A 13,714-nucleotide genomic window follows, 5' to 3' on the forward strand; every position below is an offset into this window, starting at 1 on the left:
TCCAGTCGATGCACCTGTTTGTCTGCTCGCCGATTGACAGCCCGCGCCAAACCTGTTTTTATTTTATTAGCCGAAATAAATATGTGCACGATCATGAGAGGCGTGTGCGTCTGGCGATTGGGAGGACATCTTATGTTTCTTGGTCTTGACGTGGGGACGTCGGGGCTGCGCGCGTTGCTGGCCGATGAGGGTGGCAATGTCATTGGCGTGGCGGATGCAGCTTATGGGGTCTCGCACCCACGTACGGGATGGAGCGAACAGGACCCGCAGGACTGGATCACTGCCTGCCAGACCGCGATTGCGGCGTTGCGTCGGGACCACCCGACCGAGCTCGCCGCGCTGCGCGGCATCGGCCTCAGCGGCCACATGCACGGGGCCACTCTGCTGGATGCGGCGGGCAAGGTTCTGCGCCCCTGTATCCTGTGGAACGACACGCGTTCGGCTGCAGAGGCGGCCCAGCTGGATGGTACCGAAGGCGTGCGGGATCTGTCGGGCAATATCGTGTTTCCCGGCTTCACCGCGCCGAAACTGGCCTGGGTCAAGGCGCATGAGCCGGAGATCTTTGCTCAGGTCGCCAAGGTTCTGCTCCCGAAGGATTACCTGCGGTACTGGCTGACCGGCGCCTATGTCGCTGACATGTCAGACAGCGCCGGGACGTCATGGCTCGACGTGGGCGCGCGGGATTGGTCGGAACAGCTGCTGGAGGTGTCCGGCATGCGCCGCGACCAGATGCCCGACCTGGTCGAAGGTTCCGTCGCCAGCGGCGATCTGCGTGGCGCGCTTCGCGATGAATGGGGCATCGACGGCCCGGTGGTTGTCGCCGGGGGCGGTGGCGACAACGCGGTTGCCGCCTGCGGGGCCGGGTGTTTCCGTGAGGGTGAGGGCTTTGTGAGCCTTGGCACCTCCGGCGTGCTCTTGGCCGCCAAATCTGCTTATAGACCTGATCCGGCCTCGGCTGTGCATACCTTCTGCCACGCGGTGCCGGATACGTGGTATCAGATGGGGGTGATCCTTGCGGCGACGGACTGTCTCAATTGGCTGTCGCGCACGCTTGGGCAGACCCCGGCGACGCTGGCAGGACTGTTGCCGGATCAGGTCACGGGTCCGTCTTCGGTGACGTTCCTGCCGTATCTTTCTGGCGAGCGTACACCGCACAACGACGCCCGCATTCGCGCCACGCTTGCAGGGCTTGATATTGGCGATGGCCCGGCAGAGCTGACACAGGCGGTGATGGAAGGCGTGGCCTTTGCCCTGCGCGATTGCCTTGAGGCGCTCAAGGGCACCGACACCAACCTCACACGCCTGCTAGCAGTGGGGGGCGGCACCCGGTCGCCCTATTGGGTGGAAACCCTCGCGACCGTTCTTGGCGTGTCCCTCGACATTCCCGACAAGGGCGAGTTTGGCGCAGCATTGGGCGCCGCCCGTCTGGCGATGACAGCCACCGGCGCCGACATTTCCGCCGTGATGACTGCACCGCCCATCGCCCACACCATTGATCCACGCCGCGACCTGGCCGAGGCCTATGACGCCTCATACGCCCGGTATCGCGCGCTCTATCCCAACATGAAGGCACTGATGACATGACTACCGGCTTCTTTGGCGACGTTTCCAAAATCCAATATGAGGGCGCAGACAGCACCAACCCGCTGGCCTTTCGCCACTACAACCCCGACGAGGTGATCCTCGGCAAACGGATGGAAGAGCATCTGCGCTTTGCCACCTGCTACTGGCACAACTTCGTGTGGCCGGGCGGCGATCCGTTTGGCGGCCAGACCTTTGATCGCCCGTGGTTCAAGGACACGATGGAGGCGGCCAAGCTCAAGGCCGATGTGGCGTTTGAGATGTTCACCCTGTTGCAGTCGCCCTTCTACTGTTTCCACGACGCGGATGTGCGGCCGGAGGGGGCGAATTTTGCGGAAAACACCCGTAACCTGAATGAGATCGTCGAGTATTTCGCGCAAAAGCAGGAAGAAACCGGCGTCAAACTGCTCTGGGGCACCGCCAACCTGTTTTCCAACGCGCGATTCATGTCGGGGGCGTCGACCAACCCGGACCCGGATGTCTTTGCCTTCTCGGCGGCGACCATCAAGACCTGCATGGACGCAACACATCGTCTCGGCGGCGAAAACTACGTGCTCTGGGGCGGTCGCGAGGGCTATGAAACGCTGCTGAACACCGATCTTGCGCAAGAAGACCAGCAGATGGGCCGGATGCTCAACATGGTGGTCGAATACAAACACAAGATCGGCTTCAAGGGGGCGATCCTGGTGGAGCCGAAACCGCAGGAGCCTTCCAAACACCAGTACGACTACGACGCGGCGACCGTCTATGGCTTCCTCAAGCGCCACGGGTTGGAAGGCGAGGTCAAACTGAACCTGGAGCAGGGCCACGCAATCCTCGCAGGACATTCGTTCGAGCACGAGATTGCCACTGCGCAGGCGCTGGGCGTCTTTGGCTCCATCGACATGAACCGCAACGATTACCAGTCCGGCTGGGACACCGATCAGTTCCCGAACAACACGCCGGAGGTGGCGCTGGCCTATTACCACATCCTGAAACACGGCGGCTTTACCTCGGGCGGCACCAATTTTGATGCCAAGCTGCGCCGCCAGTCCATCGACCCGGAGGATCTGCTGATGGCGCATGTCGGCGGCATGGACATCTGTGCGCGCGGTTTCAAGGCCGCTGCGGCGATGATCGAGGACGGCACATTGGATCAGTTTGTCACCGACCGCTACGCCGGGTGGCAGCGGGACGACGCGCAGGATATGCTCTCGGGCAAGCTGTCACTGGACGACATCGCACACCGGGTAGAAGCCGAAGACATCAACCCCAAACCCCGGTCCGGGCGGCAGGAATATCTGGAAAACGTCATCAACCGGTTTGTCTGAATGAGCAACGCGCAGATCGTGGATCACGGCCTCCACCAAGGCCACATGCTGAAAGAGGCGCGGCTGCATAGCGCGGGCCTCTCCGTCAGCCTGCTGAACTTTGGTGCCGTGACCCGCGATTTGCGTCTTTTGCAGGGCAATCGCCCGCTGATCCTCGGGTTTGAGGACCCGGCCGCCTATCTGTACAACCCGGGCTATCTCGGCGTGATTGCGGGCCGCGTGGCCGGGCGGATCAAGAACGCGCGCTTTGCGCTCGATGGGCAGAGCTACCAACTTGATGCCAATGAAGGCGATACGCTGCTGCATGGCGGCGCACAGGGGCTTTCTCATGTATGTTGGGAGCTTGAGCTGCTCTCTGATGCCAGCGCGCGCCTGCGCTACCACTCACCGGATGGTGAGGCGGGGTTTCCCGGCGCAGTGGATGTGTCGCTGACCGTCACGCTTGAGGGGTTGAAGATTACCTATGACATGCGGGCCGAAGTCAGCGCACCGACCCCGATCAGCCTCGCGCAGCACAATTATTATAACCTGACGGGTGGCGCGCAGCCGATCCGCGATCACCGCTTGCAGGTGGACGCCAGCAGCTTTCTCGTGTTGGACAACGCCAATGTGCCTACCGGTGAAATCGCGGCGCTGGATGGCAGCCATCATGACTTACGGCTGGGGCGCAGTTTTTCCGACCTCGACCCGGAGCACCGGGGCAGCGATGTGGCACTTGTGTTCGACACCTGCCGTGATCCGCAATTGCCGGTGGCGACACTGACCGCACCGGATGGGCTGCAAATGCGGATCGTCAGCGATCAGCCCTGCGCGCAGGTTTATACTGCCGCCGCCCTGCCGCCCCAGTCCGGTGCTCTGTCAGGACAGCAGATCGGCCCCGCCATGGGTGTCTGTTTTGAGCCGCAGGGCTTTCCCAACGCGGTGAACCTGCCACAGTTTCCCAGCGTGATCGCGACCCCGGATCAACCCTACCGTCAATGCCTGCGCCTTGAATTCGGGTGGGTCTGATGCACCGGATGATCGCGCTTGCCCTGTTTGGAGCCACGACAGCACAGGCGGAGATGCGCCCTGACCTTGGCCCGCGCCCGCAGTTCCCGGCACCGGATATGGCGGCGGTGGAGCTGGGGCAGCTGTTGTTCTACGACCCGATCCTGTCGGGCAATCGCAACATCTCTTGCGCCACTTGCCACCACCCGCGCTTTGGCACCGGCGACGGTCTGTCGCTGGGCTTGGGCGAGGGCGGCATCGGCCTCGGCCCCGACCGGCGCGCTGATCCCGCCAACCTGCCGGAACAGCGCATCCCGCGGAATGCGCCGGGGCTGTGGAACCTTGGTGCACCGGAATTCACCGTGATGTTTCACGATGGACGATTGGAGGATCACCCCGACCACCCCGGCGGTATCCGCACCCCCTTGGGCGATGATATGGTTGCGGGCTTTGACGACGCGCTTGCCGCACAGGCCATGTTCCCGGTGCTCTCCGCCGATGAAATGGCCGGGCATTACTCGGAAAACGAGGTCGCAGAGGCGGTGCGGCTGGGGCAACTGTCCACGCCCGGCGGCGCATGGGACCGGATCGCCGCACGTGTCGAGGCCATCCCCGCCTATCGCGCTGGTTTTGATGCGGTGCTGGGGGAGGGCGCGCCCATCACCTTTGCCGACATCGGCAATGTGCTGGCGGATTTTATACGGTTCGAGTGGCGCGCCGATATGAGCCCCTTTGATGCCTATATGCTGGGGCAGGGCGATCTGCCTGCGCCCGCCTCGCGCGGAATGGAGCTGTTTTACAACAAGGCCAATTGCAGCCAGTGCCACTCCGGCTGGTTTCAGACCGATCATGATTTTCACGCGCTGGCGGTGCCGCAGATTGGGCCGGGCAAAGCGGCTCGGTTCGAGCCCCACAACCGCGACGAAGGCCGCATCCGCGTCACTGGCAAATCACAGGATTCCTTTGCCTTTCGCACGCCCTCTTTGCGAAACGTGAGCCTCACTGCGCCATATGGCCATTCTGGTGCTTTTACGACGCTGGAGGGGGTGGTGCAGCACCACATGTCGCCTGAGCAGTCCTTAAATGGGTATGATACAACAGAAGCCATACTTCCCAATCTGGACGGGGCGGAAGATTGGAATATTCAACAAAACGCACAAGAACGCGCTGCGCTCATCGCAGCTGTGGACGTGCCGCCGATATCACTTACGCCAGATGAAGTGGCTGATATTGTGGCCTTTTTGCGGGCGTTGACAGATGAGGACGCGGCAGCGGGGCGGCTCGGGGTGCCCGATAGCGTTCCCAGCGGGTTGCGCGTGGATCGCTGAACGGAGTTGCCTTTACCCTCTACCGCAGCGACACCTACGGTGAGGAGGGGCCCTACAGGAGCCACTCCACCGGCAATATTCCGATCACTGCAATCGCGATTTGCTGAAACCACGTCGCGCCCGGCTCTTCTTGGTAGATAACGGTATCTTGATCCTTCAGCGGTTCTTGCCACACCATTTTACCCTCGGGCGTGAGCGCGGGCTGATAGGTAATCGTCTCCAAAGGACCATCAAAGCCCGCATTCACCCGACTGGCGAGCGTGGAGCTTTCAATCAAAAAGCCCATTTCACAATTCAGGATTGCCGACCTCGGGTCGAAATTAAACGATCCGATAAAAATACGCTTCCCATCCACCGCAAATGTCTTTGCGTGGAGACTGGCGCCAGACAACCCGAAGGGTTTGACTTGCATGTCAGCCTCAGGAGACATCTCACCGCGCAGTTTCAACTCATAGAGCGATACATCCGCTTCGAGCAACGCCCGCCGGTACCGCGTGTACCCAGAATGCACCATTAGGACGTCGGTTGTATTCATCGCATTGGTTAGCACGCGTACATCAACGCCGGCGGTGGCTAAATCTGCGAGATACTCGGTCCCCCTGCGTCCGGGCACGAAATAGGCTGAGACCACGTCCATGCGCCTCTCGACCTCACCCAAAATTTCGCCGAGACGGCTGATCATCAACTGGTCAGGGGTGGCTATTCCCAGTCCTTTAACAGGGTCATCTGCAACCAGTTGAACGGTCGTCCACTCCATCGGCATTTCCCCTCGCGCAAATCGATCCGCGCTGTTTTGAATATTGCCGATGAGGGTGAGTGCCTCTGGGCTTTGCATCACGTCCGTAACGCGCGCCTCAAACGCGGGTAGATCACCTGTGCCATCAACGATTGTCTCTAGCTCGAACACAGATGCGCTGTTCCAATACTCATCAAAAACCTGAGCGGTTTCCGGCACAACCTGCCCTGCTGCCAGCACGTCCATATCGATGTAGAAGCTGTCTGCACCGGCGTCGAAATATTCATCCCCAATATTGCGTCCACCGATGATCGCAACCGACCCATCCACAATGAAGGATTTATTGTGCATCCGTCGGTTCATCCGGAAGAAATCGAAGGCGTATCCAAGGAGTTTGGGCTGGCGGACGGTCGAGGGGTTAAAGAGCCGGATTTCAAAGTTGTCCTGTGCGTTCAGGGTGGCCATGATGTCGTCAAGTCCGGGCACACCATTGTCATCCAAGAGCAAACGCACGCGAACTCCGCGCGCTGCGGCATCCAGTAACGCACCGAGCAACATGATCCCGGAGGTGTCATTGTGCCAGATGTAATACTGCGCATCAATGGACTGTTCAGCGACCGCGGCAAGTTCAATTCTACTCGCCAAAGCGTCATGACCATTTTGCAGCGCGATGATACCTGTCTGACCACTATGAGCGGCACTGGCTTGTGTCACGGCGGCACCGATCTGGGTGTCGCGATTGGCGGCAATTGCGTTGCTTGCGGGGCGATCTGACAGGTCAGGCAGGGGGAATGCAATTCGTGCCAGCATGACCAACACGGCCAACAAAATACCAAGGGCAGCAAGTTTTCGAAAAAAGCGTTTCATGACCTCAACCTAGCACCGAATATCACATGTCCTGCATCCTTATTTTGATAGTCCAAATATAGGCAGATGTCTCCCTTGGGGCATATCAGGGCAGTCTCGGGGTTGTATTAATGTTCGAGGAGGGGGTCTGCAGTTCCACCGCAATCAAATTTATGATTTCCTTATGTTATAAATGTCTGGCGTAATCGGGTCTCGCAGTGCCTGTTGTCAGGGAGCAAAGGGTCGAATGCCATTGTAGGCGGCGCAAAGACAGAATTTGAGTGGCGCGCCATCTGTAAACTCGAGGAATGCGTATCTCAGCCAGTATCGAGAGCAGGGCTTTCGGGCCGAACTACATAGAATGTCGCGATGCATCCGACCAAATGACACCCTCAGCGAGTTACTTCTCCGAGGGATTCTTTGAAAAACGTAAGGTACGATACGAGGAACCAGACGCCCCATGACTGAACTCTTTTTGATCGTTCTCGTTGCCTTTGCTGCTTACTCTCTTTTCAGTAAAGCGATTGATCGAAGCCTTTTGACGTTGCCAATTTTGTTTACTGGTCTTGGCTTGGCACTTTCTGCCCCACTTCAGAACGCGCTGCCGGGTGATGTGATCCATGAGGGTAAGAAGGGCCTCGCTGAGGTGACATTGATCCTCGTGCTGTTTTCAGATGCGAGCCACGTACGATTTCGCAAGCTCGTGATGGACTGGCAGTATCCCACGCGCATGCTGGTCATAGGTTTGCCGCTCACGATTGCGCTGGGGACCGCCGTGGCATTTTGGCTGAACCCGACCTCTGGTCTGGCCGTCGCATTACTTACGGCGGCTGTGCTGACGCCTACCGATGCGGCGCTGGGGCAATCGGTTGTCAACAGTCCGGATGTTCCCGACCGGTTGGCGCAAACGATCAATATTGAGAGCGGGTTGAACGATGGGCTGGTTTTACCCTTTGTGCTTACGGGGGCAATTCTGGCCTCTGCTGTCGGCGGAGAAGCCAATACCGATGGGCTGGCACTTGAGGCTTTGATCGAAGTGATCCTTGGTCCGCTGGCAGGAATTGCGGTGGGGCGGACTGCTGCCAAGATGATGGATTGGGCGCAGAACCGCGATGTGATGCTGGAAGCGGCGGGCGCGATTGTGTTTTTGGTCACGGCCTTCGCCGCCTATCTGTTGGCGGTTGCAATCCACGGCAACGGCTTCATAGCCGCTTTTGTTGCAGGGATGGTTTTCGGCAACTCCTATCGCCACAATATTCACTTCATCAGCGAGTTTATGGAGGGCGCTGGGCAATTGCTCACCATGGCTGCGTTCTTGGTTTTTGGGGCATTTCTCTTGCCTGACGGGTTGGCACATGCTGGCATGTCCACAGTGATTCTTGCGCTCTTGTTTCTGACAGTGGTGCGCGTAGTCCCAATCTTTCTATCTCTGTCCGGCAGTGGGTTGGCGACCAGAGAAAAGCTATTTCTTGGCTGGTTTGGCCCGCGTGGGCTGGCCTCAATCCTGTTCACCCTGTTGATGATGGATCAGTTTGATATCCCAAACGAAGAAGAATTGCTGGCCTGCGTGACATTAACGGTGGGCCTGTCGATCCTGTTGCATGGGCTGACGTCCACGCCACTCGCCACGCGGATTGGTCGAATGAGCGGCAAGACCGATCAGTAGCCGCATCACGGCGATCTAATGGGTGCAGGGCCGGGTGATTGCTTTGCCAGCCCCGCACCTATGCTTAGTCCGCCGCCACTGTGGCGACGCGGTTTGCTGAGGCGTTCAACAGCTGCATTGTGTAGTCATGCGCGGTTTTGCCGGCGCGCATATCCTCGATGCTGAGGATCTCCACAATCTCACCATTTCGCATCACCGCTGCCGCATCACACATATGCGCCACGACTGCGAGGTCATGCGAAACCATCACATAAGTCAGGTCATGCTCGGCCTGCAGATCCTTCAGCAGATTGAGGATTTCGGCCTGCACCGAAACATCCAGCGCCGATGTTGGCTCATCCAGCAACAGGATTTTTGGGTTTGGCGCAAGCGCACGGGCAATGGCGACACGCTGGCGCTGTCCGCCCGAGAGCTGATGCGGATAGCGAAACCGGAACGCCGGTCCAAGACCGACATCCTTCAGCAGTTGGTCGACCCGGTCGTTGATGTCCTTGAACCCATGCAGTCGCAGCGTTTCCGACAGCACCTGATCGACCGATTGGCGCGGATGCAGTGACGCATAGGGGTCCTGAAACACCATCTGTACCGTCTTGTAAAACACCCGGTCGCGCTTGGCCCCGAGCGGCTGGCCAGCCACGGTCATCTCGCCTTCCCAATAGGGTGCAAGGCCGGTGATCGCCTTCAGGATCGTGGATTTGCCCGACCCGGACTCCCCCACAAGACCAAAGCTCGCGCCGCTTTCCACCGCAAAAGCAGCACTTTTGACGGCGTGAAAGAGGTTGTGACTGTCCCCAAAGTAGACGTTCAACCCTTTGATATCGATGGCTGTGCTCATGGTCTGCCCTCCACGCTTGCGGCGTCTCGCCATTGGGGGTCGCGATCCAACACCTGTAGTCGCGCCTTCGGCTGATCGAACCGCGGCAACGACCCCAAGAGCCCCTGAGTATAGGGATGTTGAGCCTCATGAAGCTTATCCGCATCGCAGACCTCGATGATGCGGCCCGCATACATAATCAGCACCCGGTCGCAGAACTGCGACACCAGATTGAGATCATGACTGATGAAAATCAGCCCCATGCCACGTTCGCGCACCAGCTTGTCCATGATGGACAGAACCTGCCCCTGCACGGAAACATCCAGCGCCGACGTGGGTTCATCCGCGATCAATATTTCCGGGTTCGGGATCAGCATCATCGCGATCATGATGCGTTGGCCCATGCCGCCCGACATCTCGTGCGGATAGGCTTTCATCACCCGTTCGGGGTCACGGATCGACACCGCCTCCAGCATCTCGATGGCCTTCATACGGGCCTCTGCCCTGCTGGCCTTGGCATGCAAGCGATAAGCCTCGATGATCTGATCGCCCACGGTGACAACCGGGTTGAGCGAGAATTTGGGATCTTGCATCACCATGGAGATCTTCTCTCCCCGCACCTTGCGCATATCGCGCTCAGACAGGTCCAGAAGGTTGGTGTCATGTAGGTTGATATGGCCGGCCTCGACAACGCCGGGTTTGCGGATCAGTCGCAGAATGGCGCGCCCAGTCATGGATTTGCCAGAGCCGCTTTCCCCCACAATGCCAAGCCGTTCCTTCCCGAGAGAAAAGCTCACGCCGCGCACCGCATCGAACATGCCGCTGCGGGTCGGGAACTTCACCCAGAGATTTTCAATATCCAGAAGCGTGCTCATGAGCTGCTGTCCTTTGGATCAAGCACATCGCGCAGACCATCCCCCAACAGGTTGAAGGCCAGCGAAACGGCAAAGATGGCAAGACCGGGCATGGTGGCGACCCACCAGTAATCCAGAATGAAGCGGCGCCCCTCGGAAATCATCGCGCCCCATTCGGGGCTCGGAGGTTGCGCACCAAGGCCCAGAAAACCAAGACCCGCCGCCGCCAGAATGATCCCCGCCATATCCAGCGTCACCCGCACGATCAGCGAACTGATGCACAGCGGCCAGATATGTTTGGTGACAATCAGAAGCGGCCCTGCCCCTTGCAACCGGATCGCGCTGATGAAATCCGACGAGCGGATGGTCAAGGTTTCAGCCCGCGCCAGACGCGCATAAGGTGGCCACGCGGTGAGCGAGATTGCCAGAACCGCATTCTCGATCCCGGCCCCTAGTGCCGCCACAAAGGCCAGCGCCAGCACAAGGCGGGGAAACGCGAGGAAAATATCCGTCACCCGCATCAGCACGATATCGACCCAGCCGCCCGCGTACCCGGAAACGGTTCCGACCAGCAGACCGACAATGGGCGCGATCATTGCCACCAGCGCCACGATATAGAGTGTGATCCGCGCCCCCCAGATCAAACGGCTCAGGATGTCACGACCCAGTGAATCCGTCCCGAGGACATGCCCCTCGGTGCCCAGGGGCTGCAACCTGTTCCCCAGATCCTGATAGTAGGGATCATGCGGCGCAAGCAGCGGCGCGAATATGGCAACGCCCACCAGCAGCACGATGATGGCAAGCCCCGCCATCGCCATGTGATTGGCCCGCAATGTCAGCCAACCCTTGTAATAGGCGGCCAGTCTGGCCTGACGGCGCGACGTGGGTGTCTCCGACAAAAGCCATTCTCGAAGTGTCATGCTCTGGCTGCTCATTTCGACCTCGGATCAAAGACTTTATAGAGGAGGTCGGAAAAGACATTGAGAACGATAAACACCAGCCCCACAACGACAGTGCCGCCAAGCACAGCGTTCATATCTGCCGACAGCAGTGCCGTGGTGATGTAGTTCCCGATCCCCGGCCACGAGAAGATGATCTCGGTCAGAACCGACCCTTCCAGAAGGTTTGCATAAGACAGGGCGATCACTGTGATGAGCTGCACGCGAATGTTCTTGAACGCATGATGCATAACCACGGCCCATTCGCTCATGCCTTTGACGCGGGCCGTGGTGATATATTCTGCCGAGAGCTGCTCCAGCATAAAAGAGCGCGTCATCCGGCTGATGTAGGCCAGCGAGTAATAGCCCAAGATCGATGCGGGCAGCACGATATGGGAAAAGGCATCCCAAAAGGCCCCCCAGTCACCTGCGATAATCGAATCCACTAGGATCATACCAGTGACCGACGGGATCATATCTTCGTAAAAGATCCCTTGCCGTCCGGGGCCGCCGACCCAGCCGAGCATGCCGTAAAACAGCAAAAGCCCCATCAGACCCAGCCAGAAAATCGGCATCGAATAACCCACAAGCGCGACCACGCGAGCGATCTGGTCGACCCAGCTCCCCCGGCGTACAGCTGCGATGACCCCAAGGGGTATGCCGAGCACACAGCCGAAGATGATGCCGATGGTTGCCAGCTCAAACGTCGCGGGAAAGACGCGGGCGATGTCTTGTGACACCGGGCGCGCGGTCAGGAGTGATTTGCCGAAATCACCCTGCAACACATCCCCGACGTAGTAGAAAAACTGAACAATGAGCGACCGATCAAGGCCGAGCTCTTGATAGACGGCATTGTATTGTTCTTCGCTTGCCCGTTCGCCAACAACCGCCAGAACCGGATCAATCGGCATGACGCGCCCGATCAGGAAGGTGACGAACAAAAGCCCGAGCATGGTGATCGACACGGAAAGCAGGGTAATCCCCATGCTTCGCGCCCATGGGGGAAGAGGCAGCCAGGGCTGCCTCTTCGGGACGTTGCTGTAGAACGCCATCTTATTTGGTCACGTCCCAATACGCCGCAGCGGTGATCGCGCCGCCAAGGTTCAGGCCCTCGACATTTTCACTAATGCCGGCCTGTTCGACCAGTTGGAACATGATTGCAAAGGGTGAGGTTTCACGGAACTGAGCCTGAATTTGGTGATACATCTCAGCACGCTTTTCAGTGTCGCCTTCAACCACAGCCGCCTCGACCTCAGTGGTCAACCCACCGGTGTCCCATGCGTTGCGCCATGCCAAGAGACCGGTGGCATTGGCCTCATCAGAGTTGTCTGGATTGTAAGCAAAGGTGCCCGCATTGGTCTGCGGATCAGGGTAATCCGGACCCCATGCGCCGAGGTAGATATCCAGTTCACGCGCCCGGTATTTCCCGAGGATCTGCTTGCCGGTGCCCACCTCAAGGTTCAGCTTGATGCCCGCCTGCGCAAAGGTGTTCTGCAACGATTGCGCGATCTCCAGCCGCTCTTGTGCCTCGCGCACGCCAACGGTCAGCTCCATGCCTTCAGGCACGCCCGCCTCTGCCAGCAGGTCTTTGGCTTTTTCCAGATTGAGCGAGAACGGATTTTCATCCACCGCACCCAGATAGGTTTTGGGCAGGAAATTCTGGTGCTTCACATACCAGTTCTTGAGAAAGCTGTTTTCCATCCCATCATAGTCGATCAGGTACTTCAGCGCCTGACGCACCTGTGGCTTCGACAGTTCGGGGTGCTTCTGGTTGAAAGACACATACATCAGACGGCCACGCATCTCGCGCTGGACTCCGACACCCTCAACGCCGTCAAGGCCATCCACATCAGCGGGCGTCAGGTCTCGCGCCACGTCGACATCGCCGCGCTCCAGCATCAGGCGCTGGGTCGCGCTTTCCTGAACGTGACGCACGATAACGCGCTGCATCGCAGGTGCGCCATCGTAGTAATCCGGGTTGGCAGTCAGCGTGACGCTTTCCTTGGGCTTCCAAGAGGACAGCGTGTAGGGGCCGGACCCAGCAGAGTTGGTCATCAGCCACTCGTTGCCCATGTCGCCGTCTTTTTCGTGCTCCATCACCAGTTTTTCGTCGACAATTGCGCCCAGCGTTGCCGTCAGACAGTTCAAGACAAACGAAGTCGCATAGCGTTTGTCGGTGGTGATCGACAGGGTGTTGCCGTCGACAGTGATGACCTCATCCACGTTTTCAGGTGTGAAGCCAAATTGCGTCAGGATAAACGCAGGTGTTTTGTTCAGTTTGACAACCCGTCGGAGCGAGAAGGCCGCATCCTCTGCGCGCACGGGATTGCCGGAATGGAACTTCACGCCCTCACGCATGGTGAAAGTAATCGTCTTGCCATCTTCTGAGACTGTCCAGCTTTCTGCCAGATCGGGCTGATAACCTGCGTCGAGATTGGACGGGTCGAAATTCACCAGCTTGCCGTAGATATTGCGGATGACGTCTGCGCCCGCAAACTCAAAACTCTGGGCTGGATCCAGCGTGGTGATGTCGTCGATGCGATTTGCGATCACCAGCATATTGTCTGGCGTGGCGGACAATGCTGGCAGTGCTGTGACCCCCATGGCCAACCCCAGAGCCGCCGAGCTAATCAGTCTTGTAAACACGTTCATGT

10 protein-coding genes and 1 pseudogene are annotated in these 13,714 nt (G+C 58.9%); 5 read left to right on the forward strand and 6 right to left on the reverse strand.

Annotated features, from left to right (window positions below; genetic code table 11):
- Positions 1-132: 132 nt before the first annotated feature.
- The 4 genes from xylB to QNI81_RS00175 are packed head-to-tail and all read left to right on the forward strand — an operon-like array spanning position 133 to position 5,206.
- Complete coding sequence (gene xylB, locus QNI81_RS00160) at positions 133-1,584, forward strand: xylulokinase (protein ID WP_283966995.1); 1,452 nt, start codon at positions 133-135, stop codon at positions 1,582-1,584.
- Positions 1,581-2,891, forward strand: coding sequence for a xylose isomerase (xylA, locus tag QNI81_RS00165; RefSeq protein WP_283966996.1), 1,311 nt, complete (start codon positions 1,581-1,583; stop codon positions 2,889-2,891). The genes xylB and xylA overlap by 4 nt, the downstream gene beginning before the upstream one ends.
- Positions 2,892-3,899, forward strand: coding sequence for an aldose epimerase family protein (locus tag QNI81_RS00170; protein WP_283966997.1), 1,008 nt, complete (start codon positions 2,892-2,894; stop codon positions 3,897-3,899).
- On the forward strand, positions 3,899-5,206 hold the full coding sequence (locus tag QNI81_RS00175; RefSeq protein WP_283966998.1) for a cytochrome c peroxidase: 1,308 nt from the start codon (positions 3,899-3,901) through the stop codon (positions 5,204-5,206). Before QNI81_RS00170 ends, QNI81_RS00175 begins: the two co-directional genes overlap by 1 nt.
- 52 nt (positions 5,207-5,258) lie before the next feature.
- Here the strand turns inward: QNI81_RS00175 and QNI81_RS00180 are convergent, their stop codons facing one another.
- Positions 5,259-6,809: a phospholipase D family protein gene (locus QNI81_RS00180; RefSeq protein WP_283966999.1), complete on the reverse strand. Its 1,551-nt coding sequence runs from the start codon at positions 6,807-6,809 to the stop codon at positions 5,259-5,261.
- Positions 6,810-7,248: 439 nt separating this feature from the next.
- Between QNI81_RS00180 and QNI81_RS00185 the strand changes: the two genes are divergently transcribed.
- The gene (locus QNI81_RS00185) at positions 7,249-8,454 is read left to right on the forward strand and encodes a cation:proton antiporter (protein WP_283967000.1); all 1,206 of its coding nucleotides are present in this window, start codon (positions 7,249-7,251) and stop codon (positions 8,452-8,454) included.
- A gap of 64 nt (positions 8,455-8,518) precedes the next feature.
- Here QNI81_RS00185 and QNI81_RS00190 read toward each other — a convergent pair whose 3' ends face one another.
- The 5 genes and pseudogenes from QNI81_RS00190 to QNI81_RS00210 all read right to left on the reverse strand — a co-directional run bounded on the left by QNI81_RS00190 (position 8,519) and on the right by QNI81_RS00210 (position 13,712).
- A complete protein-coding gene (locus QNI81_RS00190) occupies positions 8,519-9,289 on the reverse strand; it encodes an ABC transporter ATP-binding protein (RefSeq protein ID WP_283967001.1) in 771 nt (256 codons plus the stop codon).
- Positions 9,286-10,059 (reverse strand): annotated as a pseudogene (locus tag QNI81_RS00195) (ABC transporter ATP-binding protein); the annotation flags it as partial. The pseudogene QNI81_RS00195 and the gene QNI81_RS00190, both read right to left, overlap by 4 nt.
- A gap of 80 nt (positions 10,060-10,139) precedes the next feature.
- A complete protein-coding gene (locus QNI81_RS00200; protein WP_283967003.1) occupies positions 10,140-11,057 on the reverse strand; it encodes an ABC transporter permease in 918 nt (305 codons plus the stop codon).
- Positions 11,054-12,046, reverse strand: coding sequence for an ABC transporter permease (locus QNI81_RS00205; RefSeq protein WP_081285533.1), 993 nt, complete (start codon positions 12,044-12,046; stop codon positions 11,054-11,056). Before QNI81_RS00205 ends, QNI81_RS00200 begins: the two co-directional genes overlap by 4 nt.
- A gap of 67 nt (positions 12,047-12,113) precedes the next feature.
- On the reverse strand, positions 12,114-13,712 hold the full coding sequence (locus QNI81_RS00210) for an ABC transporter substrate-binding protein (protein WP_168576474.1): 1,599 nt from the start codon (positions 13,710-13,712) through the stop codon (positions 12,114-12,116).
- Positions 13,713-13,714 lie beyond the last annotated feature (2 nt).

Origin of the sequence: Tritonibacter sp. AK171 (assembly GCF_030127025.1) — a bacterium.
Taxonomy (GTDB): Bacteria; Pseudomonadota; Alphaproteobacteria; order Rhodobacterales; family Rhodobacteraceae; genus Epibacterium; species Epibacterium mobile.

Bases quoted from the DNA above. Each gene is read 5' to 3' on its own strand.
- xylB (WP_283966995.1), top strand. From the start codon at position 133: ATGTTTCTTGGTCTTGACGTGGGGACGTCGGGGCTGCGCGCGTTGCTG.
- xylA (WP_283966996.1), top strand. From the start codon at position 1,581: ATGACTACCGGCTTCTTTGGCGACGTTTCCAAAATCCAATATGAGGGC.
- QNI81_RS00170 (WP_283966997.1), top strand. From the start codon at position 2,892: ATGAGCAACGCGCAGATCGTGGATCACGGCCTCCACCAAGGCCACATG.
- QNI81_RS00175 (WP_283966998.1), top strand. From the start codon at position 3,899: ATGCACCGGATGATCGCGCTTGCCCTGTTTGGAGCCACGACAGCACAG.
- QNI81_RS00180 (WP_283966999.1), bottom strand. From the start codon at position 6,809: ATGAAACGCTTTTTTCGAAAACTTGCTGCCCTTGGTATTTTGTTGGCC.
- QNI81_RS00185 (WP_283967000.1), top strand. From the start codon at position 7,249: ATGACTGAACTCTTTTTGATCGTTCTCGTTGCCTTTGCTGCTTACTCT.
- QNI81_RS00190 (WP_283967001.1), bottom strand. From the start codon at position 9,289: ATGAGCACAGCCATCGATATCAAAGGGTTGAACGTCTACTTTGGGGAC.
- QNI81_RS00200 (WP_283967003.1), bottom strand. From the start codon at position 11,057: ATGAGCAGCCAGAGCATGACACTTCGAGAATGGCTTTTGTCGGAGACA.
- QNI81_RS00205 (WP_081285533.1), bottom strand. From the start codon at position 12,046: ATGGGGATTACCCTGCTTTCCGTGTCGATCACCATGCTCGGGCTTTTG.
- QNI81_RS00210 (WP_168576474.1), bottom strand. From the start codon at position 13,712: ATGAACGTGTTTACAAGACTGATTAGCTCGGCGGCTCTGGGGTTGGCC.